The organism is Clostridia bacterium (assembly GCA_026414765.1).
Taxonomy (GTDB): domain Bacteria; phylum Bacillota; class Clostridia; order Acetivibrionales; family DSM-27016; genus SKW86.
Window position 1 is genome coordinate 54,819 of sequence record JAOAIJ010000043.1, and the last position, 26,236, is coordinate 81,054.

Genomic DNA, 26,236 nt, shown 5'->3' on the forward strand with positions numbered 1-26,236 from the left:
GAAAAACAGGTAATAATTAAAATTGCATAAGTCCCCAGAAATGGGGAAATTTGGGGCTATAGTGCAGTTGGGAGAGCACCACAATGGCATTGTGGAGGCCGAGAGTCTGAGCCTCTTCGTCTCCACCAAAACAAAAAACTTGTCGAAAATGTCGAGTTTTTTTGTTATAATTTTTATTATCATAATTATTAATTGTTCTGTTTGAAGACCATACTTGATAAAATCTGGGGGTAAAGCATGTTTGATGTTGTATATAAATTACATTCTCCTCATAAACTTTTAAAACCATATATACATAGGATTTGGATATTCGAAAGCAAATATGGAATTCCTAATGATGATATGAAAATGATAACCCCCAATGGAGAAGTAAAATTAATCATCATGTACAGGAGTAATGTGAATTGCAGAATTGAAAATTATTCATGGGATTTTTCAGAACATTCATTTGCTATTATAGGACAAACAACAAAACCTGCAATCATTGACCCGCAAGGCTGTTTTGGAACGATTGGAGTAGAATTTAGACCATTTGGAGCTGTTAATTTCTTCAGTATACCACTTTATGAACTCACAAACCAGTTTTATCACGCAGATGAAGTTTTAAACAGGATTGGCTGTGAACTTCAGAAGAGAATTGCAGATTCGAAATCCGTGGAAGAAAAAATATTTATTCTCGAAAGCTTCCTGCTTAATCAGCTGTTTTCATCTAGGAAAGCTGCTTCCTTTATCGAGTATGCAGCAAATCAGATCACCTTGAAAAATGGGGTAATCAATATTAGCGAATTGATTACCGATACAGGTTACTCAAAACGTCATTTTGACAGAAAATTTAAGGAACACATAGGGGTAAGCCCAAAGGAACTTGCAAGGGTTCTCAGATTCCAAGCGTTTTATAGCAAGATTGCTATGAATAAAAATGATATTCGAGATCAAATGTATGATTTTTATTATGATCAGTCCCACTTTATCAAAGAATTTAAAAGGTTTACAGGATTGACTCCTAAGGAATATTTCAAACAGGATAACAATTTTGCAAAAACGTTTTTTGAAGGTTGAAATGTCCCTTTTTTACAATTTTTTAAGAGAAATTTGTGGTAAATTTATTTTATCTTTAAAGAAAAGGGGTCAGAATATAGTGGATAAAAAAACGGAAGATACTATGATTGAAAACTTATATAAGAACACAGGAAAGACAATAGAAGAATGGGTAATAATTATAAATGAAAACAAGTCTCCGAAGCATAGTCAATCAGTACAATTCCTTAAGGAACAATTCGGATTAGGGACTTTCTATGCAGACTTAGTTGTGCATAAAGCCAATGGAACAGATTCTGGTTCTGTTGATTCGGAAACACTTATCGAAAATCAGTATAAAGGTAAAGAAAACTTAAAACCTATTTATGATGAGTTGCTATTAAGAATAATGAACTTTGGTGACGATATAGAGATTGTGCCCAAAAATACATATGTCAGCCTTCGCAGGAAGAAACAATTCTGCTGTTTGAAACCGGCAACAAAAACTAGATTTGAAATTGAGTTGATTATTAAAGGTCAAGAACCTCATGGTATTCTTGAATTGATATCAGGAGCAGGTGCCATGTGCACACATAAGATAAAAATAGAATCACTAAGTCAAATAACAGAAGAAGTTGTTAATTGGATAAAAGTCGCTTATTCAAAAGCAGCTTGAAAAGTAGCTACAGAGAATTAGAAATATTTTGTTAAGAATAAAAAATGAAGGAGAGTGCATTTTAGATGCAAAAATCAAGTGAATTCATTTATCTCTTTAAACCCAAGCGGGAGAACTTTTTGCAGACTATGACACAGGAAGAAATGGCAGCTTTTGGAGGACACTCAGAATATACGGAAAAATTATTTGCAGAGGGAAAGGTTATTCTAATGGGCGGATGCCTTGACGGTGCATATGGAATAGTTATCTTTAGGGCTGAATCAACTGAAGAAGCTCAACAAATTTTTAAAAATGACCCAGCAGTAAAAGCAGGAATAGTTCATGCCGAACTGCATCCTTACCAGGTTACAGCAAGGCAAGGTTGTTAGAAGAAAATTATCATAAGTAAAAAATGGGATACAATACCAGAGGGAGCGCATCACACTGGCAGTGTGGGGGTCAGGGGTTCGAATCCCCTTAGCTCCACCATACTTTAAGGGACTCGTCGGAAACGGCGAGTTTTTTTATTGACAATATGTTTTGACTAGTGTATAAATATAGTAGTATACATTTATAGTGTTGCACTATTATAGTAAGAATAAAGGAGGATATATGTTACCTAAAGTTAGTGTCTTAATATTAGGTATTATTGATGAAAAGCCAATTAATCCTTATGAAATTAATAAACTCCTAAACGCAATCAATATCAAAAAATGGTTCCCTGTGGCACCTTCTTCTGTTTACGCTACTATTAGAAACCTTCAAAAGAGCGGATTAATTGCAGGAGAGGCAAGAAAGGAAGGTAATACACCGGAGAAAACTATTTATTCGATTTCTGAGGAAGGGAGGAGGGTTTTAAAAGATTCTATCAGGGAATATCTTGCTAGTACCGAATTGGATCATATAAAGGATAATATTGCCTGTATGATGATATGCCACTTACCGAAGGATGAAGCCTATGCCATACTTAAGCAAAAACATGAAAAATTGAAATATGGCTTATTGGGTTTGAAAAAACAGATTGATGGTTTTTCTCAAAGTTTGGAGCTTCCTCCTGTAGCGATTTTAGTTCAAAAATACAATATAGGACTTATTGATAATGAACTCAAATTGGTTGGGGAACTTTTATCATATATTGAACATAGCCAAAACTGGAACCACTACCTGGCCTTGGATTTGAAGAATAATTTGGAATGAAAGGGGTTATACATTATGTTAAAAACTAAACATAACAGGTTGTTTGCTTTAGATATTCATAAAGAAACAGTATTTGCTTTTATTCTGGGACTAGCGGCAATTGTTGCCGGAATACTTGTGAGATTTTCGGACTCAATATTGATGTGGTCAATCATTAGGGATGTCTTGCAGATTTCCATCATTGGTATAGTCCTTCCGTTTACGATAATGGCTAAGAATAAATCGAATTTTTTTAGTTCAGGAATACGTTTTGACAGGCCACTTAAATACCTTCTAATCAGTCTTATCCTTGGAGGACTTTTAGCAATTAATTTTATCACAAAAGCATCGGGAGAAATGAGTACGTTGTTTAGTAATGAGAAACTGATACTAATGTTATACATAATGATTGTTAACATTTTTGAGGTGTTATTTTTTGCAGCATTTCTAAGGTATTATTTTGAAAAAGCATTAGGAATAATACCGTCAGTTATTTTGTCAGCAGCCTTCTACAGCTTGCATCATGCGGGTTTTCAACCTGAGTTTGTCGAGCTATTTATTATAGGTATCGTTTTTATATCCATCTTCAGAATAGCAAATCATTGGCTCATATGCTTTCCAATGTGGTGGGTCGGAGGTGTCGGAGATGTTTTAATTTCTTCAGCAGACTCTGTAAATGTTTCCAATACTGCTTGGTGGAGAGGTATTATTATTCTGATTGTAATTTGTACTATGTTTTATTTGAAGTATCCATTTGGAAAGAAAGAAATTGAACATCCAAGTATGAAGACATGATTTCTGAAATATATACTTTTTTCTAGTAAAACACTTTATTAAACAAGTGAAGGTTTAAATAACCTTCTGCATAGCAATAAATTGAGTATATGTACCAAAAAGCACGAGGGGGGTACTCCTTTAGAAGTAAGCATATTGAGCTTGGTAGGTGAAACCCTGAGAGTATACTTAGAGAGATATTAGATACCATGCGACAAAAGTCGCATGGCATTAGCCTTTTAGGGGTTTTAACCATCGTATTTTTGTCCCTCGGTAACATAGATGCCATCGAGCATTTTTGACATACTTTTTCTTATAGTAACTTTATCCCTATGATCTTTACTGGCTAATAGAAAAGATATAAAATATCCTCTTGACAGTGTAAAAATATGGTAGTATCATATAGTTAGTTCATATAAACGAACTATTTATACTTTTACGGGAGATAATATACTATGCAGAGTAACTTTACAGTAAAAGAAATAATTTCAAGGCTAACACAATACTTTGTAGAAAGTGATACCGAAATAAAAAAGGAATATATTTTTGCTGATATGTCAATGAAACAAATATACTACATTGATATAATCAATCAGTTAGGAAGGCCTACGTTTAGTGAGCTTACTAAGGCATTGGGATTAAGCAAGCCATCAATTACAGCAATAGTAGAAAAACTGGTAAATGCCGGATATGTAAGAAAAGAAAAATCACCGGAGGATAAACGATCATTTTATATTAGCTTAACTGAAAAAGGCCGAAGGGTTTGTAAAATGCATGATGAAATGCATGAAAGAATTATCGGTAGTTTTAGACTTTATATTAATGACACTGAATTTATTCAATTAATGTCAATACTCAATAAAATTACATTCGGCATAATGAATGAGAAAGGAGGGAGAAATGCTCCGGAAGGAGAGTAAGTATGAGGGATATAGTTATTATTTATTTTTCCGGAACAGGGAATACCAAATACGTATCCGAGGAAATCTGCAATTCGTTTATAAAGCAGGGTTATACTGTATCATTAATTTCTGCTGAAGATAAGGAAATGCTTGAAAAGCAGAATTATAATGGTAGTCTTGTCGGTATTGGTTTTCCTTGTTATGCTTTGAATTATCCGGATATTATTGCCAATGCCATACGAGAGTTACCATTCTATACAAATGCCGTTCCTGCTTTTATTTTTTCTACCAAAGGCTGGAGCACGGGTAACAGCATGAAAAATCTAGCTGTACTTATGAGAATGCATAATTTATTAACCATAAAAACAGGCAGCTTTATCTGCCCTAATAATGGTTGGATTACTCTCTTTTCCCCCAATTTTATTTTGTGCCGTAATATGAAATTCGATAATAAATTACTGGAGAAAATCGCTAACTATGCAGAAGATGTTATAAACCTACTTGCTGTGTATGATAAAAAACAGTTTTGCATAAGTACGGTAAGTAACCCGATTATGACACTTTTAAGTTGGTTGCTGGTAAAGATGGAAGGGCAGGTGATGAAATATTATAGAGTTGAATCTGATAAATGTACAGGATGCGGATTATGTGTACGAAAATGCCCTGACCATAATATTAAGTTTGATGAAAATCAAAGGGTAGTATTTGTAAATCCCAATAAATGCACTTGGTGCGTAAGGTGTATAAGTGACTGTCCTAAAGATGCTATCAGGCTGGGGCGGCCTTTAACCGGTAAAGGTTGGTATACAAAAAGCTTGCGCAATGAATTTCTAAAAAAAATCAATAAGGAGGTCAACCGTGAATAGTACATTATATGTGGATATGTGTGAATATAATAAAAAGGTTTTCCCAGCACAGATTATTATGGTTTTTATTGGTACTGCATCTTCATTATTCCTGTTTCTTAATCCGGGTAAAATATCACTTTTGTATTCTCTATTTTCGATAGTGCTATTCTATTTATGGGTTGGTATTACATATCCTTTTCTTTTCAAAGGTCTACTTAAAAGAAGCAAAGTCATGATAATTGTTGTTTTTATAAACCTTATTCTAGGTATTTTGCTAGCAGCTGATATATTTTTTCTAAGGGGTAATGGAGTCTTTGTTTTAAAACAGGTAGATACCTTGAAGATTAGTATTTCCGTTGGACTGGTAATATGGGGTATATTGATTCATCCGATTGAAGGAGTTATATTAAGAGGTCATAAATATGCAGCTTATCTTGGTGTGTATACTTGTCCGACCGCTCCTTATGCAATTGGGATATTGTCGGCAGTTCATTCCAATTCATTAGAATCTATTGTCCTTATAGTAATATCATGTATAGCTATAGCTACAGGAATTACAGCAGGACTGTTTGGGATGAAGAAGGAAAAAATATACGAAGATATTGTATTAATACCAGTGGGTTTATATGGTTTGTTGAGTGTATTTATAATGTGAATACAGTAAGCAAAACCTTCGAGGCTATGCTTCTGCCACTTTCCTTGCCTTCAATTTTTGAACGATACTTGCAGCCTTATCCTGCACACTCGGATAGCTACGGATGAGCTTAATGATGTATTAGAATTTGTGAAAATAAAAAGGAGCTTGTCTGATAGTAGTTTGGCATCTGTATTCATATAAATTTCCATGTACGAAAGGCTTGCTATAACAGCAAGCTTTTTTTGTATTTAGCACAGTTTTAATAATAGCATGTTTGGGCTTATGCAATTATCGCAATTTGTGCCATAGACAAACTTTATAAGTCACTAGAAAGTAAATTATTAAGATGGATATCACCATACATTGAGTATTTAGTTCGGGGTTTACCGATTATTTTACCGACACATACATAACATGCCATAAAATATTTTAGTGGTAAAAAGTGGGAAATAACATAAAGATTATTATAATCTAAATTATAAAAAATAAGTAACTATATCGATATATTAGGCCTATTACATATTTAAAATGGACGAAAAATATTTCCTTTAATACTTCTTGCAAACATCGCCTAGGGTTATTATCTATAAAGGAAGTGAACAACCAATGAAAGTAACGGCATTTAACGGGAGTCCAAGAGGGCCCGAAGGCAATACTGAAGTAATGGTACGCAGTCTTTTAAATGGTGCAGCTGATTCAGGAGCTGAAGTTGAAAATATTTTTTTATCTCAAATGACGATTAATCATTGCCGAGGATGCCGTAAGTGCGTGGGATTGGGTGGTCAGTGTGTTATTCAAGATGATATGCAGATATTGATTCATAAATATATTGGATCAGATATTGCCGTAATTGCAACTCCACTAATGATTGATAATATATCTGGTATGTTAAAGGTATTTTTTGACCGCACTTTTTGCCTTGGTAATCTTCGATTAGAAAAGGATGAAACTGGAGATTGCAGAAGATCACGCTCAAAACTTTTTGAACATTGTGTAATGCCAAAAATTGTTGTGATGGCAAATAGCGGCTATCCAGAAAGAGGAAATTTTCTAGCAATCAAGCAATTAATGAACAGGACTGCACGAAACTTTGGTATGAAAGTAATTGCAGAAATATATAAATCACAGGGTGTTTTGTTAAGTACTGGTATTAAAAGGTTGCGTCCAAAGATAGAAGAGTATAGTAAGCTATTATATAGGGCAGGAGAAGAAATTGTAAAATACTCGAAGCTTCTGCCTGAGACAGAGACTGCACTAACAGAAGATTTTATGTCTAACGAAGATTATTATAGATTAATAAATATGCTGAATTAAGATAAAGACACCGCATAAAAAGTGTAAAGGAAGAGATCTGTTATGTCAACAAAAGCTGTATATCCGTATTTTAGAGAAATCTACCCTGGTGCTGCTGCAAATTGCTTCACTGGTAGTTTATGTGAAGTTATGCGCCTGACTGGCAGTGAAATACAAGAGTATATTATATACTTATTAGGAAACGGATTCAGATTCTATGCGGCTATAGATGATTTTGGCGATCCCAAATTATTTACGGAACTTACTAAAACAGTTGATATATTTTGTGAAAAATATGGGGTTGGCCTAAATTATAAGGATATCGATCAGATAAACACAAAAAAGCAGATTTTAAATGTACTTGAAAATGAACATATTATTGTATGGTTAAACTCAAAACACCTGAAATATTCGGATTTCTACTATTCGCAGGAAGAAGGTTATTTACATGCTATTGCTATAGAAAGGGAAATAAATCCTGGATTAGTACGCATAATAGACAGTCTTATAGTAAGTGCTCCCGTTGTAAACTGCATTGCTGATTTTGAACTTGAATATTTAGAAAAAGCATTATTAGATAAAATTGAAAAACCTGAGATTACTAATGTGACGAAAAAAATAATAACCTTATCCAGAAGAGAATCAATGCCAACATCTCTTGAGAATACAATATTACGCAGTAGTCTATATAGTAACAGTGCTGAAATTCTTAAAGATTACTGTAAAGAAAAAAAATCGCCTGTTATGGAATTTTGTAGATACTGCCAGGAAGCCTTAGAAGAAGGTAATGAAAAGAGAAAGGTATGGCTGCTTCAAAGAATTAATAGGATAATCAAAACTCTTTGGGTAATCCCGAATCGTAAACTTCTACATGCTATTATACCTGATTTGAATCTTGCAAAATATGAAGAAGATACATTAGTAAATAGTTTGGATGACATGATAAACAATTGGTTAGTGCTATCCAGTTGTTGCTTAAAATGCTCTGTTCAGATACGCAAAGTAGATATGCTGGAGGAATACTTTATAGATGCTGACAAAGGCGAAGAATCTTTTTGGCGGCAAGTTAGTGATACCCTGAAAAAATACGTTTGATATGAATATTGTGAGTGGTAATCAAAAATTAAGCCTGTTTTTAAATATTAAAGGGAAATTCAGTAAGATATACCAATAATAACATAATTAAAGATATAAATTATAGTGAGGAGGTATGCTGATTTGGATATAACGAGCGAACAGACAAGAAAACTATTGCCTAGAGTAAATCCTTCTTTACAGACATTCGCAGGAGTCACACATACACTTTCTATTCTTGAAAGTTTTGAAAAAGAAACAAAGCCATGGCGTATGGAGAATTATATAGTTCTTCAGGCAAACGTCATTAAAGCATTCGGGGGTCAGGTTTTCATGAATTTTTATACCCTACCGAATTTATTTGACCATGGTAATCCGGAGATTCAAGCAAGAAACTATTATTGCCCATATTTCAATGTTTATAGTATTCCTATAAAAGATTACGCTGAAAAAGTATTCAATCCGGTAATCGGATCAATTATCAATTTTATTGATGACGGCTGCTATGTAGAACTACCAATTGACTTATTTGCTATAGAGAGGTTTAATATGCCGGGTCACTTTCTTCATACTCCGTTGATTTATGGTTATGACAAGAATGAGCAAGTGTTTTACATGAGTGATTTTGCAAATGAAAAGAAATATGAAGAAATGATCTGTACATTTGAAGAAATTGAGGATGCTTTTAATTCAGGTTTGAACATGGCAAAGAATAATACGGATCCTCTTACAGTCAGTATATTTGCAAAAAGCATTAATATTGTAAAGTACCATCCTTATAATCATGAATTTGATATCAAGCGATTCTGCGAACAGATATATGATCAGATACACCCGGGAAAATCCACACAATACTATAGAAAATATGAGTTGGTAGATAAGTATTCAGAGAAGTATTGGGGTACTGATATATACGATGCTCTTGAGGAAAGTATTAAATATAGCCATGCCAAAGGTGAAATATATGATAATCTTCGTCCTTTTCACCTAATATATGATCACAAGAAGGGGTTGAGTGAGCGTTTTGTATATTGCTCCCAATTATTTACAGATAAGCAAAAGGACATTCTTACACTGTCAGAAAATATGAAAGAGCTGGCAAATGATGCAGAGGAGCTTCGCAACAAAATTGTTAAGAATAGAATGCGTAAAAAGTTATCTGATCAGGAGCTGTGTATGCATCGGTTAAAAGATATTAAAAATCGTGAGGTCCTGATCCTGACAGAATTTCTGGAACTCTTTTCTGAAGTAATGAAAACTGAATCGGGTATGGCAGAAAAATAAATAAGAGAGGAAGTATACTCCAATGAAAGAAATCGATGTGTATAACAAGATAGCAGATATTATTAAGCAATGTTCTGAAAAGAAGGATATTACGGATCTTGATGACGCAAAGTTGGGTGATGTATTGGATTCTCTCCAATTTGTAAAGCTTATAGTTTCCTTAGAAGATGAATACGAGATAGAAATACCAGACAAATACTTGGTACCAGCTAATTTAAATTCGCTTTCTGCCATGACACAGCTAGTTGTTGGAATTATCGGAGGAGAAAAATGATTATAGATTTACAACCAATCAAAGGAAATAGTACTAGCAATTGCTTTTTCTTTACTTTATCAACTCTACTAAAGCATTACAACAACCAAACATATTTACATAATGCTTGCCTCTGGGATTTCAATTTTAGCTATAATCCTGCTTTAAGACTGGAAGACTGTTTGTTTGAGGATGAGCTGTACACGCAATGTTATGACTTTATATTTCAGACAACCGGGCTGTTTCTGACTGTTATGAATACAAATGCCTATAAACAGACGGTTATTGAATCGCTGGAAAAACAAAAGATTGTTCTGATCCATTTTGATAGTTATTTTTGTCCATGGAATTACAACTACTTAAACTATCACTATGATCATTTCTTAATTATTACAGGTTACGAAAATGGAAACTACACTTGTGTGGACTCTTTTTACCTTGATGAAACAGTCATGTTATCAGAAGAACTCTTTGATAAGGGAATCATGCACATTATTGACCATGAATACCAGGATTATAGCACAAATGAAACCAATATCATTGCTGTGGTTAAAGAGTGCATGCAGGCAAATACAAAAATGCTGGATGAATCTAAAATGTTTAAAGATATGCTCGTGATGGCTGATTCCATCTTAAATATAGACAAGGATAAAGAATTTAAAGGACATAATGATGTAAAAACTGTTCCTTTATTTACTAAGCTTCAGAATATTGTGCTAAACAGAAATGCATTAAGCAATGTATGTGAACAACTATATCAGGAAACCGGTCTGGAAGGATATAAGGAAATATCTGAATTGTTTGCAGAAGTAAGTCAGGAGTGGAATATGCTTCTTGTTTTGCTGATGAAATTTTTTGTAACCGGAATGCAAAAACCGCGTGTAAATGCTTCAACAAAACTTAAAGATATTGCCGGCTTTGAAGTACTCATTGCTACAAAACTTAACAACTTATGATCAGGGAGGTATAAATAATGGATATAGAAAAGGTAGTTATCGATCTAATTGCCAAAATTGCCGATTTGGATTCAAGTGAAATAAAAAAAGATTCTTTGCTGGTTAATGATCTGTCAATGGACTCTCTTATGTTCCTGGATTTTGTTACTCAGATAGAAGTTGCAGCCAATAGTGTTATATCACCGAAAGAAATGGCTCAGATTAAGACAGTGCAGGATGTAATAGATTTAGTTATCAAAAATAAGGAGTGATTACATGGCTGTTTACATAAATAATTGGGAACATTACAGCAATGCTTACACTTCGGCCGAAGAATTTGGAGATGTTTTTTTTACAGTGCAAAATGAGACAATTGGCAGCGATAAAGTACGCCCTTTGGATGAGCCGCCTGATTTGTATGATTATATTGAAAAACGCGGGTCTGGTAAAAAGAGCAACTTTACAAAAGTAACTTCATATATATCTAAAAAACTTAGCAAATTTGATATCCCTGATTATCGTATGGGAATCATTATGGCAACTGAATTCGGCAATATCATAGATATGTGTAACCTCGCGAACCTTGCCCATTCTTCTCCGTCACCTATCTCGGCTCAAATATTTCCAAACGCTACAATAAGCAGCGCAACAGTTACCGCATCAATAGTATTACAGGCAAAAGGACTTAATTTAACAATTAACAGCGGTGTTTTAAGTTTTTATTATGCTCTGATGATTGCAAAAAGCTATATTGAGGATGACAAGCTGGATGCCTGCATCGTCATGGTCGGTGATGATTACAATCAGTTTGCCATGGAGGATATCAATACCTCGTATATGGAATTTGAGCATTTTCTTTCGACAATTAATGGCGTTATGCTAAGCAAATACAAAAATGAATTTAGTAATAACTATATTATTAAAAATGTTGCTATATCATCTGAAGACTCAATTGAAGCTTTTTTAGTGTCAAATACACTATATAGCTGCTATAAGCCCTGCAGCAGACAACTGGTGGAGTCAGCCTTAAGCTATCCCTGTTCATATATTGGGCCGTCTATTGCTTTCGCAGAAATAATGCAATGCCTGAAACACCTGAAAGAATCGACAACTTCGCAGGAATGCCGGGTATTGTTGTCAGATAACGGGTTAGTGGCTAGCCTGGATATAGAAAAGGAAACCTCATAATACAGGTATACTATGAGACAACACTGTATTTTTACTAAAGGGTATAAAATAGGCGGACATCAAATTATTTTCAGGAGGGTATTTATATGAAATTATCGGTTGGTATTAACTGGGACCCCCAGCTTATTAATAGTCTTTCGGAAATACCAGAAGTATCTGAAGTATATGGCTGCAATAGTGCAACTCCGGTCGGAACCGGAAGACCATCCATGGTGCTTGGTAAAATAACAAAAGAGGACACGCCGGCATATATTAGTAGAGTTCATGAAAAAGGTCTTAAGTTTAACTATGTACTTAATGCTCCCTGTATGAATAATCGGGAGTATTCTGTCCAAGGACACAGGGATTTGATTGAGCAGATTGATTGGCTTGCCAGTATTGGAATAGATGGGTTTACGGTCTCGATACCATATGTAATAGAGATTATTAAAAAGCGTCATCCTCATCTCTCTGTTAAAGTATCAATTGCCGCCCATGTCGGTACAGCCAGAAAAGCAAAAAATTTTGAAAGCCTGGGTGCCGATGAGATCATGATTGATAATATGATAAACCGGGACTTCCGCATGTTAGAGAAAATTAAGAAATCCGTAAATTGCAAATTGAGTCTTTTATTGAATGATGCCTGTATTTATGATTGCCCTTATAGAGTATATCACTACAATACCTGTGGTCATGCTTCTCAAACCAACCATGAAACAAATGGATTTTATATTGATTACTGTTCAATACGTTGTACCTTGGACCGGCTGAATGATCCCAGCCTGCTGGTTTCAGCAAGGTTTATCCGTCCCGAGGACATAAAGTATTATGAAAATATCGGCTTCGATTCATTCAAGGTTAGTGGCAGAAGGATGAAGTCACATTGGATTACAAGAGCGGCCAAAGCATATTCTTCAAGAATATATGATGGAAACTTATCGGATATCTTGGATTATTCTTTGATTGGTGTTGAAGAGGATGTACAAACCCCGGATTTTGAACCTGTAATGAGGGGAGCGAAAGATATCAAAGCACCTTCATTTGCTAAGCTTGCAACATTTATGCCCCACAGACCCAATATTGATAACAGGGCATTGGATGGCTTTCTAAAGCAATTTGTAGATCTTAAGTGCAGAGGAGTCTGTAATGAATGTAATTACTGTAAATCCTGGGCTGATAAGGCGGTAAAAACTACACAAGAAGATCGTAATTCAGATTTCGAATTCTATAACGAACTAATGCAGGATTTGATTTCCAGCAGAGTATTTCTGGGTGAGCAGGCAAAGGTTTGATATGCAGTATACGAAAGCAATGAATCCAATTGCGGTAACCGGAATTAGAACAGTGAGAGATAAAGAATAGCGAGAGGGATGATTTAAATGGAACGGATACTTGTATCTGGAATCGGAGTGGTGTCGCCAATCGGTATCAACACTCAGGATTTCTATAACAATTTGATAAATGAAGAATATTCTCATACTATCGAAAAAACTGCATTTCCAGGTCACGGCAATGATAAAATGACGGCTCGTCTTACACAAGAGCAGAAAGATAATATAGATAACACAATAAATGGATCGGAAAATATACCAAATACGGTAAAATACGCTATTTATGCTGCAGGTCTTGCACTTAAAGATGCGGAGCTTGATGAAACAAATCTATCTGGGAGAAGAGTTGCTGTTATCATCGGTAATAATGATGCCGAAGCCGACGTGTTTGACAATTTTATCAAGACAGGTGAGCTTATAAAATATGGTTATACCAGTTATAACATTTCCAAAGGAGTTTCAGATTACTATAATCTGAACGCACTAAATTTCTGCGTGCATAACACATGTGCTTCATCAAATATGGCAATTGATTTAGCATATACAATGCTAAAAAATAAACAAGCTGATATTGTAATTGCCGGAGGTGCAGATTCTTTCTCCTTGAAGAATTATGCCGGGTTTAACAGTTTAATGGCACTAAGTCAATCAACATGCAAGCCGTTTTCCAGCTTAAGAGATGGTATTACAATAACTGAAGGGGCTGGCATTGTTGTGCTCGAACGGGAATCAGATATGATAAAAAGAAAGCAGAGTGCTTATTGCGAGGTTTTGAGTGTTGGCAGCAGCAATGACGCACATCACTTAACGCAGCCTGATAAGCAGGGAATACTACTGGCGATAGAAAAAGCATTCAGGTATTCCGGTATTACTTATAAGGATGTTGATTATATAATGGCACATGGCACAGGTACAGTGACAAATGACAAAACAGAGTCATCTGTTATAGATGCGGCTTATCCGGAAAAGAAAAATCTTAAGGGCGTATGTTCCATCAAGGGAACAATTGGACACATGATGGGGGCTGCAGGAGCTGTTGCAGTTGTAGCTATATGTATGATATACAAAAATGGTGTTCTTCCACCGTCTTCCAAGTCAATTCCTCTGGATAAAGATTGTGATATCAATGTTATCACTGAGGTAACTTTAGATAATAATATCGGTGTTTTTGTCAATCATTCTTTTGGGTTTGGCGGAAATAACTCTGTGGTGGTTTTTAAAAATTATTTACAGGATACTGAGAATTGTTAAATGAAAGAAGGAAATCGGGCATGTGCACAAATACTGTAATAGTTACAGGGGGGTCAAGAGGCATAGGGTTTGAAACAGTCAAGTTATTTCTGAAAAATTCCTACTCCGTGGTATATACTTATTTGCATAGCAATAAGCACTATGAGGAATTAAAGGATATTGCATATAAAAACAATGTTGTGTGTGATTGCTATAAGCTTGACATTTCGAACTCTAACGAAGTTGGAATTTTTAAAGACTGGTTTATTCAGAAAAAATATGATCTTGCAGGTCTGGTCAATAATGCGGGCATAACAAGCAACAGCTTACTCATCAACATGTCTGACGAAACATGGCATGATGTTATTAATGTAAATATGAACGGAACATTTTATATGTGCCGGGAATTTGCAAAACTCATGCTTGTGAAAAGAAAAGGATTTATTGTCAATATTTCATCAACACACGGTATTCACGGAACTATCGGAGGTGCAAACTATGCTGCATCCAAGGGTGGAATAATCGCGTTTTCAAAGTCTCTGGGTTTGGAGCTTGCCAAATTTGGAATAAGAGTCAATGTTTTAGCTCCTGGCTATATTGAAACTGATATGATTGCAGACTTTGGAGAGAAGCAGCACGATTCTCTTAGGAAAAAGATTTCGCTTAATCGCTTCGGAACACCGAACGAGGTTGCACAGATGGTCATGTTCTTGGCAAAAGGGGATCATTTTTGCCAAAACTCTGTTATCACCATGGATGGCGGGTTGATATAAATTGCTTTTAAAAGGGTGTGAAGTTGTGACTAATTTAACAGAGCAATCCAAAATATATAATAAAAAAACGGAAAAATATCTTGCCGGAGGTGTACATTATAATTTTAGAAGAAGCTGGGACGCTACAAAAGTACACTTTACGGATGGACAGGGAACACGTGCATGGGATTTGGACGGCAATGAATATCTTGACTTCTTTTGTAAGTTCGGAGCCAATATTCTGGGTCATAAAAATCCTGAATATATAGATGCCATAAAAGGTGCTCTTGACCGGGTAGTAGCAACAAGCCTGGCATATATGGAATATGATTTATGTAAAAAAATCTGCGAAATTTTTAGCTCGGTCGATAAAGTCCGCTTTTCGTTGAGTGGAACAGAGGCGGTTCAAAACGCATTAAGACTTGCTCGGGGATATACTGGAAAACCTAAATTTATTCGTTTTATTTCACACTATCATGGGAATTCAGACAATATTATGGGCGGAAAGCCTGCGGACAATATTGATTATTATCCTGTTGAATACAACGGCGATCCCCGCGGAACATACGGCCGCGCCTTAGACATCATGGGAAAGCAGTCTTATATGCTCCCATGGAATGATGCGAAAATACTAAAATCATTTGTTGAAACCCATAAGGACGAATTGGCTGCAATTATTACAGAGCCAATTTGCGTGAATACCAAAAGTATGACTCCCTCATCGGAATATCTGACTGCTCTCAGGGACCTATGTACACAAAATAACATTGTTTTAATCTTTGATGAAGTAATTACCGGGTTCAGGGTGGCTTTAGGAGGTGCGCAGTCATTATTTGGAATCAAGCCGGATCTTACTATTTTGGGAAAGGCTGTTTCCGGCGGTGCCATGCCTTTATCTGTTATTGGTGGCAAACAGGAGATCATGGATTTATATAGTACTAACAAGGTCACTCATGGCGGCACGTTCAACGGATACACATTAGGTTTGGTCGCTGCCAATACAACAATAGATATACTGGCACGTAACAGTGGAGAGATCTATAAACATATGGAATGTCACTTTTCAGAATTACTTGCAAAGTTTAAGGAAGCGGCCTTGCATTACGGTTTTCACATTGATATCCATGGACACCCAACATGCAGTTCGTTTTCCTGCAGCAGGTGGGAGCCTAATGCCAACGTACTCCCTGATGTGTTGGAAACCGTGATAAGCAGAGCGATGTTTGACCATGGAATACTATTATCAAACAGGACGACTTTTTATTCAAATACAGCAATATGTAAAGATGACATTGATCTGTTTAGCAGCAGATTGAATGCGGTCTTCGAACACTCTGCCAGTAAACTAGAGAATATGAAAGTGTAGGTGTATACATGTCAACAGTTAAAGTAAATGATATTCGGAAACTCATTGACCAGGTCAACTTTAAAGGTATTGAATATAGCAATAGTGATTCATTATTTGACATTGGGATATTGGATTCGCTTAAGACAATACAGCTGATATTGCTCATTGAGAAAAAAATGAACATTACTATTGATCAGGCAGATCTTAAAATAGAAGACTTTGAAAATGTTGATTTATTGGTTGACTATATTAATAAGAGGATTGATAAATATGAATTCAGATAAATTGCGGAGAGATATTCCGATTAGTATTTACCCCCCTATCATGCTTTATAACAAGAAGGATGCTAAAGACTTATTTACTCCGCTAAAAGATAGTACCAGCAAAGCCAGCATATATATCCATATTCCGTTTTGCCCTCGAAAATGCGATTTTTGCTATTTTACCTCATTTTCGGCCGGGATGGGCAAGGTACAAGCCTATATCAGCAAGTTGTGTGAGGAGATCGCATACATCGGAACAAAGGAAGTAATCAAAAATAAAGTGATTGATTCAATATATATAGGCGGAGGTACCCCGACTTATATATCTAAGGAATGCTTTATTCAGTTATTTTCCAGTATACGCGAACATTTTAATTTATCTAAAGATATTGAGATAAGCGTTGAAGTTCGCCCGGGTAATGAAGCGACAGTGGAAAAACTACAGTTTTTAAAAAGTGCTGGTGTAAACCGTATAAGTATTGGTATGCAAAGCTTTAATGATACTGTGCTTCGGGCCAACGGAAGAAATTGTTCTGTTAATGATGGAATTGAGCTCATCAATAAGCTCAACCAGCTTGGGTTTGATAACTACAATATTGACATTATGTCCGGTATGCTGCTGGAGACAAAAGATTCATGGAATCATACGATTAATCAGCTGCTTAAAATCAGCCCTGCAAATGTCACTGTTTACAAAATGCAGCTATATGAAAACAGCAAGTTAACTCAATACTGTCGAGAAAATGGTATAAATACTATGACAGAAGAGCAGGAATTAACCTTTACCAGACATTTTTATGATGTTCTTCTGGGGAACGGATACGAATTAATGTCCAGTACATACAGCTTTTCAAAAGGATCTCAATATGTCTCAAAATACAGACAGTACAGGAATACAGGAGAAGACCTTATTGCATTGGGGATAGCTTCAAATGGCATACTGAACGGATGTGTATATCAAAAGACCTATGAAATGGATTCCTATATGGACAATAATTTTGAACCAACCAGTGCGTATAGAATGTCTGATGATGAAATCATACTGCGTGGTATCATTCTCGGAATGAAGTGTGGAAATATAGATCGGGCAAAATTTGAAAAGAAATTCAAAGTAGAGCCTTATGAGCATTATGCTCAATTTAGGGAAATGGAGAACCTTGGTTTTGTAAATGTCACTCCAGACTCAATAAAGGTATCTTATGATTTAGTCTTCTTTATCGACGATCTTATAAGAACGTTTTTCATGCCGGAGAAAATCAAAAATATGGAAAATCTGATGTTGAAGTACAAAAACTTTGATTTTGGAGGAGTAAATAATGAACATCGAATGGGTTAAGCAAAAATTATTTGAAGCCTTGTCGTGCTGCAGCTTTTTTGAACAGCTAAATGTTGAGAGCGGTGGGATAAATGAAAACACTTCATTGATTAATGGGCTCAAAATTGAATCAATCCAATTATTGGAGTACATTATCCAGATTGAAAAACATCTCGAAAAAACAATAGATTTTGACGACCTTTCGATAGAAAGCCTTGATACAATTTGCGGATTGGCAGCTGAGCTGATGAGGCCGGGTGTATTGGCATGATAAGTTCGCAGTATGAAAGGCATTATTATCTGTTTTTGTGTTTTTTAGACTACCTAATTAATCAGAATGTTATTGATAAGCAAGGTTTCATTGATTTCTGCGGGTCTTATGATATCAGTAATTATGCCAAAATATTCAGCCGGGATGAGAAAGCCTCACGTTCGTCCAACCATGAGATGCATCCGGGGGGAGCTGAGGCGACATTGGAACTTGCGGAAATGGCAGGGATATCCGGGAGTATGAGTGTGTTGGATGCCGGCTGTGGGCATGGGGGAGCTGCACGTATCCTGGCGGAAAAATATCCGGAGACATTTATCACAGGTATTGACAGTGATCCTATAAGAGTCATAGATGCTGTATTCCGATCTAAAGATGCGCTGTATAAAAATTTGAAATTCTTACAGGACGATGCTTATAAAATGTCATTTCAGGATAAGTGCTTTGATGTGGTTTTTCGTCAACATGCGGTCTACGGTGGCTTGGAAGAAAAATTCTTGTCTGAATGCAATCGTATATTAAAGCATAAAGGTAAGATTGCTTTTCAAGGTACACTTTGTAATAAAAAGCTAAAAGCAACAAAAACTGAAATGGCAGATTATTCATATGAAGAGTATTGCAATTTATTGACATATCATGGATTTCAGGTTGTCAAGGCAGAGTTTGAAAGAGCTTCATCTCAATTATTGTCGAGCATTTCCGATCACGACTCCAGCTACTATTTTCTGGTGAAAAAGGGTGTTATCATCGGAGCAGATATTATTGCAGAAAAGATAAATTGAATGGGGGCTATTAACTATGAAAATCGATATGCATGTCCATACTACCAAGTCGGATGGCCGGATTGAGATGGATAACCTCATAGAACTTTGTGAGAACAGTAATGTTGCCGCGGTAGGCATCACCGATCATTGGAAAACTAAACGATATTCGCAGCAATTCTATATTGGCGATATACATCAGTACATAAAGAAGTGCTCTGTTTTGAAGCAATCGGCAGCAAGCAGGGGAATAAATGTTTACACAGGCCTGGAAGTCGATTTTTCAGGGAAATATGGTTTCGACATTTCCTTGCAGGATTTAGAAGACTTTAACCAGCTGGACTATATCCTATTTGAATATGTTGACACAGAGAGCGAACACTGGGGCATCTTGAATGGCAAATCCATACGGGAGCTGTTTGATATATGTGAACATCTGACAGTTCCGGTAGGTCTGGCTCATAATAACTTTGTACACAATTTTTCAGGAAACACAGAGAATATCATTAAGGAAATGAGTGAAAGGGACATCTTTTTAGAATTGTGTGAAGGTGAGCCATTGGGACAAAAATCAGTCGATACAGCAACACTCCGTAAATTGTTGTCACTTAAAAAAAACATGAGTGATTCAGCCATTTACAGTGGGGAAAAAGCGGTAAGCAGACAGAAACACATGACAGGAGAACTGTATTATTTCGAAACCTTCCCGGATGTATTCTGGAAATTGGTACAAAAGTACGGTCTTAAAATTTCTATTGGTACGGATTGTCATTCAGGAACGAGTCTTGGTAATTGTACAAGGGCTGTAAAGATCCTTGAGAGGTATCAATTATTTGATCAATTGGTTTTAAATACCGGAATGCATTTGCATCCATGAAAACTCTGATTTTTTTATAAGTATACAGCAGAATAAATCAAATAGAAATGGTTGGTGATTGATATGAAACTGATATGCCAAGGCAAGTCAGTAACCCAAGGTACTGCAGTAGGCTCCGTTATTGCTGTTACCGATGTCGATTCAGCTCTTGAAAACACAAATAAAAATACAATACTCTTATTAGACAACAGTGATCCGATATATTGCCTTCTCATAATGAAAGCAGGAGGTGTGATTATCAAGGAAGGTGGTGTTCTGGCACATACATGCCTGCTTGCGATGGAAATTGGGATACCATGTATTACTCAGGTTGGGCATGAGACAGTAATCAATAACGGACAGACTGTTTATCTGGATGCAGGTGCCGGCAATGTGTATGAGTGTTAAAGAATTTAAAGCAGCTTTAAAAGATGTATGGAAAAATGGAGAGATGGCATCCTGGCCTTATCGCAACGTAATTTTGACAAAAGATGTATTGCAGCAGTATTATTCTGACTACAATATGGCAATTAAGGAAGCCTATAATTGCGAATGTATGCCAAATGTTGGACCTACCGGCATACTCCGGTCATTTGACATTCTTGTGAAGGCAATGAAATATAGCACCAAAGAGGAAAATAGGGCATTGGTGAGCGGTGTATTGAGTTTGTTATCAAAACTTAAAAAAAGTGATATTTTAAATTCAACAGGTAGGAATATGATTTATGGATCAGAGAATGTGATCTCCAGTTATCAAACTTCTAAGTATGTTTCTCCAGATATTGTTCATAGAATAATCGCCTTACTAAAATCTTATGCTGAACTCATGTATTTCCGCTCCTATGAAATATCACAGGAAATACATGGTCCTTATACTCTGGATTACTCTAAACTTATCGTATGGCATTACCGCAACTTGCGGCCGGACATATTAAGTGATATGGACTGCTTATTGCCGTGTGACAGTGTAATTATCGAATTATTTTACACTAATTCAGTTGATATAAAGCTCGATTTATACAATCACGTCTATCAAAAGGGTGAGAATTTTAGAGATAATTTAAAAGCTGGTTCCATTGTAATTGATCAAAAGCCAGCAACGTCAAATGATTTGATTGAGTTGGAATTATTACTGATATCTAGAATTCAAAAATTATACAGGAGATATAAACAATTGAAAGATACCGAATACATACAGGCATACATAAATACGCTGTGGTATAAATTATCACTAATATCTCATTCCGTCAATTTATATCAAATATGTGACAGCGACCTGGCTGCAATATCAATCTCTAAGGATATTAATGCAATCGATCAGAGGATAATCAACCTTTTATTTTGAATTGCCATGATAAATCTATTGAATGTCGAGGAATAACAATGAATATAAATTACTATTTGGAGTTTTTTTTAGAAAGCTTAACTGACTTTTTCAGCAATAGATACAACAAAGAAAGCATCAGTTTGCCAGCAAGTATACTAAATAATAGAATTAATCTGAGATCATTTTATACTGGTGATGTTCATTATTTATGTACAAAAGAAATTCTTGATGTACTGGATATTCCCTACATTTGTACAGAGACAGATGAGAATCAGGATATAAGTCTTAATTTCTTGCAGCACCATCAGATACGGGATTTTAGATCAACTGATATCTCTGATAATCTGCAACATCAATCGATATTCAGTGCGAAAAAGTGGATAAGTGGATTTCCTAATGCGATACTGAAGTCTCAAGATGAAATTGAGTACATGGTAGGCATACAAAATGAAAACCTTCCGTTTATTGTAGCCTATAACGCATATAACGTGGATATCGCTATTTGGGAGAGACTATATGGAAATCTGTATGAACAATTCAATTTTGTTATATTTAGTGGCAATTACGGTTCATTTTCAGAGACACCGGGGAAAATCAACGCTATTCTGGAATCAGAATGCATTGGTAAGCAGGCAATAGCCTTGACCTGGTGCTCAGGTTTCAAGGTTTTTGCTCAGTTCAACCAGCAATACCCGGGTTGGTTCACTAAATTATATGCAGTGACAGGTAATTACATCAAAATTAATGGAGCCGGGCAACTATCCGAATTTGAGAACAGTACACTGGCTTTGACATCCTTAATGGATGGTGACAGCAAAACTAATGTTGGGAAAGTATTCATGTATTTTTTATCCAAACAGGCAAAAAACCCCTTTGGCATACCAGCAGATGTTTGGAATATGATATCAGCCAAACTTTCAGAAATAGATTATTTTTCTAGATATATTAATTCTATAAAGGAATTATTGGAATATGACTTAATAGATTCTCTATCCAGCATAAATTTTCCCATGACAAATATTATAGCATCAAACGATATCATATCAATGCTGTCGAATAATGAACTTATCGATAAAGAAGTAGGCAATTGCAAGCACATTATGCTTAATTTTGCTACTCACTGGTGCTTGTGGACACATACCGGACAAATTGCAGAAATAATAAATCTTAAGGAGAGCTTTTAAATGGACGGATTAAAACCAAAATTATCTATAGGATTCAATGGTAAAGTTGATGATCTAAGGCAGATAATTGCCACTGGGGATAATATTGAAAGTGTCTACTCCGGCGGTCTCCGAAATATTATCGCAGGAGGGCGCCCTCAGTATGCCGATAGCTTGACTGAGATATCCCAATGTATTTCTTTAGCTCATCAAAATGGTATACATTATGAAATTGCTTTAAATGCTCCATGCGGTTTACATGATAAATCAGATACCGGCTGGTGGACACAGATAGAGGATTATCTGCTTACCCTGGAAGAGCTGGGTGCAGATCGTATTGTTGCCAGTCATCCGTTCCTGATTTCATTGGTGAAGAAGAAAACACATATGGAAGCAGTTGTATCTACCATATGTGAAATTACAGAAGCAAGAATGGCAAAATATTACGAAGATATGGGAGCAGATATTATTATTCCATCAATGAATATTAATTACCGTTTAGAAAAGCTTATCGAAATGAAACATTCTCTTAAGAACGCCAAAATGCGCATAATGGTAAATGAACATTGTTTAGGGGATTGTCCATGGCGAAGATTCCATCATTCACATTATGCTCATTCAAACACTGAACATGATTATCATGCAAACTGCAAACGAAAATTCCTCGAAGAACCGTATCTCTGCCTAACAAACAATGCGATCAGACCAGAAGACTTGATCCGTTATCATCAGATTACAGATAATTTTAAAATAGTAGGCAGACTGGTGTCTATTTCATGTCTGATCGATAGGATCAATGCTTACAGTACTCAGAAATATAATGGGAATTTTGTTTTCCTGCAGGATGAAAACCTTTCCGAGTATATTTATGTTTCAAACAAGGAGCTAAACGATCTTTTCGACAGGAAGAGAAAATGTAAATTTAATTGTAGTGAATGCAACGCATGTAAGTACTTATATGAAAAAGCATCAGTGCTATCTAATAACATAATTTGCTGAGGCATAAATCATGAATACAGATAAAGGAGCAATAAATGAAAAACTATTATGAAATGAGTTATAAGGAAATTGGCATAGAGTTTGGACGTGAATTGCGTAAACCAGTTAAGTATACTGATCATGAAAACCATTTCAGAGAGTTGTGGCAACGATGCAGAGACTTTGGCATATTTCAGACTACTGCGGAAATATTTCAAAACCCTGACAAGGTCAGCTGCATTATGGACTTGATGTATGGAATAGGAGCCGGCTTGGAAATGATGAGTATAATGTTTTCTGTTAATGTTCATCTTTGGGCCTTCATCGATCCGGTACAACATTTTGCAGTTCCCGAATTAAAGGATCCCATACTAAAAAGCTTTTGTAACGGCGCCAAAATCGGTGGACATGCAATTTCGGAAAACCTTGCAGGTTCTGATGTGTTCAGCTTGGAAACAACCTACGAAGAAACCGGTGACGGATACATTCTCAATGGTTCCAAGAACTATGTAACAAATGCTCCATATGCGGATACATATCTCATATATGCCAGGAAAAAAGGTACTAAAGGATTCAGATCCATTAGTTGCTTTATTGTCGAAAAAGATACTCCGGGATTTTGTGTAGGTGAAGCAATCAATAAAATGGGCATGCACCTATCGCCTATGGCATCTCTCTATATGAATAACTGTTTCGTAGAGAAACAATATCTTCTTGGCCAGAAAGGACAGGGAATGGCGGTATTTAATTACACAATGTCCATGGAACGCCCGCTTTTGTTAGCTTTCCAAGTTGGTATCATGGAAGCACAGTTAACAAAAAATGTTGATTTCTGTAAACAGCGCAAGCAGGGGGGGCGGTCAATAATTGAAAATCAGTCAATTTCAAACAGGATTGCCGACATGACTGTAAGGTTTGAAGCTAGTAAATTACTTTTGAAGGAAATTGCTGATCAAATTAAAGACAAGAAAAACACCTATTATATGTCATCTGTTGCCAAGCTGTTTATTAGTGAGAGCCTAGTTGCTAATTCCCTGGACTCTATGAGAAATATGGGAACATTGGGATATATGACGGAATATCAAAATGAGCAGCAGCTAAGAGATAGTTTGGGTAGCTTATTTTATTCAGGTACTTCAGATATCCAGAGAAATATTATTTCGAGCATGATATGAGGTGATAAAGATGCTTTTTTCTTTTCTGGAAGACAGTGCAAAAAAATATCCCGATAAAATTGTTACAGAGGACAAAAACGGGCAAATCTGCTATAAAGACTTATATAAAACCAGTCTGTCATTAGGTGCTCATATTACTGCTGTTGCTGAAAATGATTGTCAGGTCATCGGAATATTGATGGATAAATCAATTGATTTTCTGATAGCTGTATTCGGAATTCTATCAGTAGGCAAAGCATATGTTCCGCTGGACGAAGGTCTTCCTTCCGAGCGCCTGGAGTATATCGTAAAAGATGCTGGCATTAAGTGTATTATTACCGATCAGAAGAATTATGACTTATCTGTTGGCTTGTGCAGCAAACAGATTCTGTTAGACAGGCGCGCTATATCAACTGAAGATATTTCCAGACGGTTCAAAGCATCTCCCGAGTCTATCGCATACATACTTTACACTTCGGGCTCAACGGGCAGACCAAAAGGAATTATCCATACCCAGCACAGTGCGATAGCTTTTATTTCATGGGCTGCACAATATTTTAAGGTCAGAGAAACAGATGTATTATCTTCACATGCACCTTTTCATTTCGACCTTTCCATTTTCGATATTTTTGCATCGGTATACGCAGGTGCCAAACTATGTTTGCTGCCAAAATCTATTTCCTGTTTTCCATCTTCACTTATAAAGTATATTGTCTCAAAGAAAATAACCATCTGGTATTCTGTACCGTATATCATTGTTAATATGTTTTCTGATGTACATATTGATGAATATGAAATTAACGATTTAAGAACTATCATATATGCAGGGGAATCCATGTCTATTGAAAATGCAAAAAAAATAAAAGACCGGCTTCCTCAGGCTAATCTATACAACTTATATGGACCAACGGAAACAAATGTCATCACATACTATAATGTAGATAATCAGACATGGAACCGGCAAGACAGGCAGATTCCAATTGGTTATAGTTGCCCGTATGCAAACATCAAGGTGATGGATGAAGACGGTAATGAGGTAAACGCCGGTGAATCGGGTGAGCTATGCGTAATAAGTGATTCACTTATGGCGGGATATGTAGGCGCTGACAAGCTTGAGAGAACAAATCAGTACTACCGCACCGGAGATATTGTTCATATTGATGAAAATGGTTTATTAATATTCCATGGGCGGAAAGACCATATGGCGAAGGTCAACGGGTTCAGAGTGGAATTGGGAGATATTGAAAATAATATAAGAGGGTACCCGGACGTAATAGATTGCTATGCCAAAATAGGTAGAAGTCAAAAACGCGATCAAATAATAGTTACAATAGAAGCTGATCCAAATCTTTGTGTAGATTCACTTGTAAATTATTTAAAGAAATGCTTGCCTGAGTATATGTTGCCGGATGAATATATACTTTGTGACAAGTTTGAGAGAAATTCACGAGGAAAAATTGTTAGGAAGTGATGTC

General features: G+C 36.0%; 30 protein-coding genes. All 30 read left to right on the top strand.

The annotated features are described in order from the left end of the window. The first annotated feature begins 237 nt into the window (after positions 1-237). The 30 genes from N3I35_16455 (at position 238) to N3I35_16600 (ending at position 26,232) form a co-directional block, all read left to right on the top strand. A complete protein-coding gene (locus tag N3I35_16455; GenBank protein ID MCX8131671.1) occupies positions 238-1,059 on the top strand; it encodes an AraC family transcriptional regulator in 822 nt (273 codons plus the stop codon). A gap of 79 nt (positions 1,060-1,138) precedes the next feature. Next, on the top strand, positions 1,139-1,693 hold the full coding sequence (locus tag N3I35_16460; protein MCX8131672.1) for a DUF4287 domain-containing protein: 555 nt from the start codon (positions 1,139-1,141) through the stop codon (positions 1,691-1,693). Between the two features lie 65 nt (positions 1,694-1,758). Next, a complete protein-coding gene (locus tag N3I35_16465; protein MCX8131673.1) occupies positions 1,759-2,061 on the top strand; it encodes a YciI family protein in 303 nt (100 codons plus the stop codon). 223 nt (positions 2,062-2,284) lie between these two features. After that, on the top strand, positions 2,285-2,869 hold the full coding sequence (locus N3I35_16470) for a PadR family transcriptional regulator (GenBank protein ID MCX8131674.1): 585 nt from the start codon (positions 2,285-2,287) through the stop codon (positions 2,867-2,869). Positions 2,870-2,884: 15 nt separating this feature from the next. Continuing rightward, entirely contained in the window at positions 2,885-3,643 is a 759-nt protein-coding gene (locus N3I35_16475) for a hypothetical protein (protein ID MCX8131675.1), read from the top strand. A gap of 434 nt (positions 3,644-4,077) precedes the next feature. After that, positions 4,078-4,542 carry a MarR family transcriptional regulator gene (locus N3I35_16480; protein MCX8131676.1) on the top strand — a complete coding sequence of 155 codons (465 nt, stop codon included), beginning with the start codon at positions 4,078-4,080 and terminating at the stop codon, positions 4,540-4,542. Between the two features lie 2 nt (positions 4,543-4,544). After that, on the top strand, positions 4,545-5,390 hold the full coding sequence (locus tag N3I35_16485) for an EFR1 family ferrodoxin (GenBank protein ID MCX8131677.1): 846 nt from the start codon (positions 4,545-4,547) through the stop codon (positions 5,388-5,390). After that, positions 5,383-6,027 carry a DUF6064 family protein gene (locus N3I35_16490; GenBank protein MCX8131678.1) on the top strand — a complete coding sequence of 215 codons (645 nt, stop codon included), beginning with the start codon at positions 5,383-5,385 and terminating at the stop codon, positions 6,025-6,027. Before N3I35_16485 ends, N3I35_16490 begins: the two co-directional genes overlap by 8 nt. Before the next feature lie 588 nt (positions 6,028-6,615). After that, positions 6,616-7,323 carry a flavodoxin family protein gene (locus N3I35_16495; GenBank protein MCX8131679.1) on the top strand — a complete coding sequence of 236 codons (708 nt, stop codon included), beginning with the start codon at positions 6,616-6,618 and terminating at the stop codon, positions 7,321-7,323. Between the two features lie 42 nt (positions 7,324-7,365). Next, positions 7,366-8,397, top strand: a complete 1,032-nt coding sequence (locus N3I35_16500) for a hypothetical protein (GenBank protein MCX8131680.1) — start codon at positions 7,366-7,368, stop codon at positions 8,395-8,397. Positions 8,398-8,520: 123 nt separating this feature from the next. Then, entirely contained in the window at positions 8,521-9,660 is a 1,140-nt protein-coding gene (locus N3I35_16505; GenBank protein MCX8131681.1) for a BtrH N-terminal domain-containing protein, read from the top strand. 22 nt (positions 9,661-9,682) lie between these two features. Further along, entirely contained in the window at positions 9,683-9,934 is a 252-nt protein-coding gene (locus N3I35_16510) for an acyl carrier protein (GenBank protein ID MCX8131682.1), read from the top strand. Beyond that, positions 9,931-10,869, top strand: coding sequence for a hypothetical protein (locus N3I35_16515; protein ID MCX8131683.1), 939 nt, complete (start codon positions 9,931-9,933; stop codon positions 10,867-10,869). The genes N3I35_16510 and N3I35_16515 overlap by 4 nt, the downstream gene beginning before the upstream one ends. 17 nt (positions 10,870-10,886) lie before the next feature. Continuing rightward, positions 10,887-11,120 (top strand): phosphopantetheine-binding protein, encoded by a 234-nt coding sequence (locus N3I35_16520; GenBank protein ID MCX8131684.1) that lies wholly within the window; start codon positions 10,887-10,889, stop codon positions 11,118-11,120. A gap of 4 nt (positions 11,121-11,124) precedes the next feature. Continuing rightward, positions 11,125-12,036 carry a hypothetical protein gene (locus N3I35_16525; protein MCX8131685.1) on the top strand — a complete coding sequence of 304 codons (912 nt, stop codon included), beginning with the start codon at positions 11,125-11,127 and terminating at the stop codon, positions 12,034-12,036. A gap of 86 nt (positions 12,037-12,122) precedes the next feature. After that, positions 12,123-13,307, top strand: coding sequence for a U32 family peptidase (locus N3I35_16530; GenBank protein ID MCX8131686.1), 1,185 nt, complete (start codon positions 12,123-12,125; stop codon positions 13,305-13,307). An 87-nt stretch (positions 13,308-13,394) separates the two neighbouring features. Next, on the top strand, positions 13,395-14,597 hold the full coding sequence (locus tag N3I35_16535) for a hypothetical protein (protein ID MCX8131687.1): 1,203 nt from the start codon (positions 13,395-13,397) through the stop codon (positions 14,595-14,597). Between the two features lie 20 nt (positions 14,598-14,617). After that, positions 14,618-15,349 (top strand): SDR family oxidoreductase, encoded by a 732-nt coding sequence (locus N3I35_16540; GenBank protein MCX8131688.1) that lies wholly within the window; start codon positions 14,618-14,620, stop codon positions 15,347-15,349. Between the two features lie 25 nt (positions 15,350-15,374). Continuing rightward, entirely contained in the window at positions 15,375-16,694 is a 1,320-nt protein-coding gene (locus N3I35_16545) for an aminotransferase class III-fold pyridoxal phosphate-dependent enzyme (protein MCX8131689.1), read from the top strand. A gap of 8 nt (positions 16,695-16,702) precedes the next feature. Beyond that, positions 16,703-16,960, top strand: a complete 258-nt coding sequence (locus N3I35_16550) for an acyl carrier protein (GenBank protein ID MCX8131690.1) — start codon at positions 16,703-16,705, stop codon at positions 16,958-16,960. Further along, positions 16,947-18,275, top strand: a complete 1,329-nt coding sequence (locus N3I35_16555) for a coproporphyrinogen III oxidase family protein (GenBank protein ID MCX8131691.1) — start codon at positions 16,947-16,949, stop codon at positions 18,273-18,275. The genes N3I35_16550 and N3I35_16555 overlap by 14 nt, the downstream gene beginning before the upstream one ends. Next, a complete protein-coding gene (locus tag N3I35_16560) occupies positions 18,256-18,525 on the top strand; it encodes an acyl carrier protein (protein MCX8131692.1) in 270 nt (89 codons plus the stop codon). Before N3I35_16555 ends, N3I35_16560 begins: the two co-directional genes overlap by 20 nt. Continuing rightward, positions 18,522-19,304 (top strand): class I SAM-dependent methyltransferase, encoded by a 783-nt coding sequence (locus tag N3I35_16565; protein MCX8131693.1) that lies wholly within the window; start codon positions 18,522-18,524, stop codon positions 19,302-19,304. Before N3I35_16560 ends, N3I35_16565 begins: the two co-directional genes overlap by 4 nt. A gap of 16 nt (positions 19,305-19,320) precedes the next feature. Then, positions 19,321-20,160: a PHP domain-containing protein gene (locus N3I35_16570; GenBank protein MCX8131694.1), complete on the top strand. Its 840-nt coding sequence runs from the start codon at positions 19,321-19,323 to the stop codon at positions 20,158-20,160. A 63-nt stretch (positions 20,161-20,223) separates the two neighbouring features. After that, positions 20,224-20,547, top strand: a complete 324-nt coding sequence (locus tag N3I35_16575; protein MCX8131695.1) for a PEP-utilizing enzyme — start codon at positions 20,224-20,226, stop codon at positions 20,545-20,547. Further along, a complete protein-coding gene (locus N3I35_16580) occupies positions 20,537-21,484 on the top strand; it encodes a hypothetical protein (GenBank protein ID MCX8131696.1) in 948 nt (315 codons plus the stop codon). The genes N3I35_16575 and N3I35_16580 overlap by 11 nt, the downstream gene beginning before the upstream one ends. A 38-nt stretch (positions 21,485-21,522) precedes the next feature. After that, positions 21,523-22,650, top strand: coding sequence for a hypothetical protein (locus N3I35_16585; GenBank protein ID MCX8131697.1), 1,128 nt, complete (start codon positions 21,523-21,525; stop codon positions 22,648-22,650). Next, on the top strand, positions 22,651-23,628 hold the full coding sequence (locus tag N3I35_16590) for a U32 family peptidase (protein MCX8131698.1): 978 nt from the start codon (positions 22,651-22,653) through the stop codon (positions 23,626-23,628). A 35-nt stretch (positions 23,629-23,663) separates the two neighbouring features. Continuing rightward, entirely contained in the window at positions 23,664-24,782 is a 1,119-nt protein-coding gene (locus tag N3I35_16595; protein ID MCX8131699.1) for an acyl-CoA dehydrogenase family protein, read from the top strand. Positions 24,783-24,792: 10 nt separating this feature from the next. After that, positions 24,793-26,232: an AMP-binding protein gene (locus N3I35_16600; protein ID MCX8131700.1), complete on the top strand. Its 1,440-nt coding sequence runs from the start codon at positions 24,793-24,795 to the stop codon at positions 26,230-26,232. Positions 26,233-26,236 lie beyond the last annotated feature (4 nt).

What these genes read in the sequence shown, in the direction of transcription:
- N3I35_16520 (MCX8131684.1), top strand. Translation starts at nt 10,887, where the DNA reads ATGGATATAGAAAAGGTAGTTATCGATCTAATTGCCAAAATTGCCGAT.
- N3I35_16485 (MCX8131677.1), top strand. Translation starts at nt 4,545, where the DNA reads ATGAGGGATATAGTTATTATTTATTTTTCCGGAACAGGGAATACCAAA.
- N3I35_16575 (MCX8131695.1), top strand. Translation starts at nt 20,224, where the DNA reads ATGAAACTGATATGCCAAGGCAAGTCAGTAACCCAAGGTACTGCAGTA.
- N3I35_16590 (MCX8131698.1), top strand. Translation starts at nt 22,651, where the DNA reads ATGGACGGATTAAAACCAAAATTATCTATAGGATTCAATGGTAAAGTT.
- N3I35_16580 (MCX8131696.1), top strand. Translation starts at nt 20,537, where the DNA reads ATGAGTGTTAAAGAATTTAAAGCAGCTTTAAAAGATGTATGGAAAAAT.
- N3I35_16510 (MCX8131682.1), top strand. Translation starts at nt 9,683, where the DNA reads ATGAAAGAAATCGATGTGTATAACAAGATAGCAGATATTATTAAGCAA.
- N3I35_16495 (MCX8131679.1), top strand. Translation starts at nt 6,616, where the DNA reads ATGAAAGTAACGGCATTTAACGGGAGTCCAAGAGGGCCCGAAGGCAAT.
- N3I35_16525 (MCX8131685.1), top strand. Translation starts at nt 11,125, where the DNA reads ATGGCTGTTTACATAAATAATTGGGAACATTACAGCAATGCTTACACT.
- N3I35_16585 (MCX8131697.1), top strand. Translation starts at nt 21,523, where the DNA reads ATGAATATAAATTACTATTTGGAGTTTTTTTTAGAAAGCTTAACTGAC.
- N3I35_16470 (MCX8131674.1), top strand. Translation starts at nt 2,285, where the DNA reads ATGTTACCTAAAGTTAGTGTCTTAATATTAGGTATTATTGATGAAAAG.
- N3I35_16550 (MCX8131690.1), top strand. Translation starts at nt 16,703, where the DNA reads ATGTCAACAGTTAAAGTAAATGATATTCGGAAACTCATTGACCAGGTC.
- N3I35_16555 (MCX8131691.1), top strand. Translation starts at nt 16,947, where the DNA reads ATGAATTCAGATAAATTGCGGAGAGATATTCCGATTAGTATTTACCCC.
- N3I35_16480 (MCX8131676.1), top strand. Translation starts at nt 4,078, where the DNA reads ATGCAGAGTAACTTTACAGTAAAAGAAATAATTTCAAGGCTAACACAA.
- N3I35_16600 (MCX8131700.1), top strand. Translation starts at nt 24,793, where the DNA reads ATGCTTTTTTCTTTTCTGGAAGACAGTGCAAAAAAATATCCCGATAAA.
- N3I35_16475 (MCX8131675.1), top strand. Translation starts at nt 2,885, where the DNA reads ATGTTAAAAACTAAACATAACAGGTTGTTTGCTTTAGATATTCATAAA.
- N3I35_16465 (MCX8131673.1), top strand. Translation starts at nt 1,759, where the DNA reads ATGCAAAAATCAAGTGAATTCATTTATCTCTTTAAACCCAAGCGGGAG.
- N3I35_16570 (MCX8131694.1), top strand. Translation starts at nt 19,321, where the DNA reads ATGAAAATCGATATGCATGTCCATACTACCAAGTCGGATGGCCGGATT.
- N3I35_16560 (MCX8131692.1), top strand. Translation starts at nt 18,256, where the DNA reads ATGAACATCGAATGGGTTAAGCAAAAATTATTTGAAGCCTTGTCGTGC.
- N3I35_16455 (MCX8131671.1), top strand. Translation starts at nt 238, where the DNA reads ATGTTTGATGTTGTATATAAATTACATTCTCCTCATAAACTTTTAAAA.
- N3I35_16535 (MCX8131687.1), top strand. Translation starts at nt 13,395, where the DNA reads ATGGAACGGATACTTGTATCTGGAATCGGAGTGGTGTCGCCAATCGGT.
- N3I35_16500 (MCX8131680.1), top strand. Translation starts at nt 7,366, where the DNA reads ATGTCAACAAAAGCTGTATATCCGTATTTTAGAGAAATCTACCCTGGT.
- N3I35_16565 (MCX8131693.1), top strand. Translation starts at nt 18,522, where the DNA reads ATGATAAGTTCGCAGTATGAAAGGCATTATTATCTGTTTTTGTGTTTT.
- N3I35_16530 (MCX8131686.1), top strand. Translation starts at nt 12,123, where the DNA reads ATGAAATTATCGGTTGGTATTAACTGGGACCCCCAGCTTATTAATAGT.
- N3I35_16540 (MCX8131688.1), top strand. Translation starts at nt 14,618, where the DNA reads ATGTGCACAAATACTGTAATAGTTACAGGGGGGTCAAGAGGCATAGGG.
- N3I35_16515 (MCX8131683.1), top strand. Translation starts at nt 9,931, where the DNA reads ATGATTATAGATTTACAACCAATCAAAGGAAATAGTACTAGCAATTGC.
- N3I35_16595 (MCX8131699.1), top strand. Translation starts at nt 23,664, where the DNA reads ATGAAAAACTATTATGAAATGAGTTATAAGGAAATTGGCATAGAGTTT.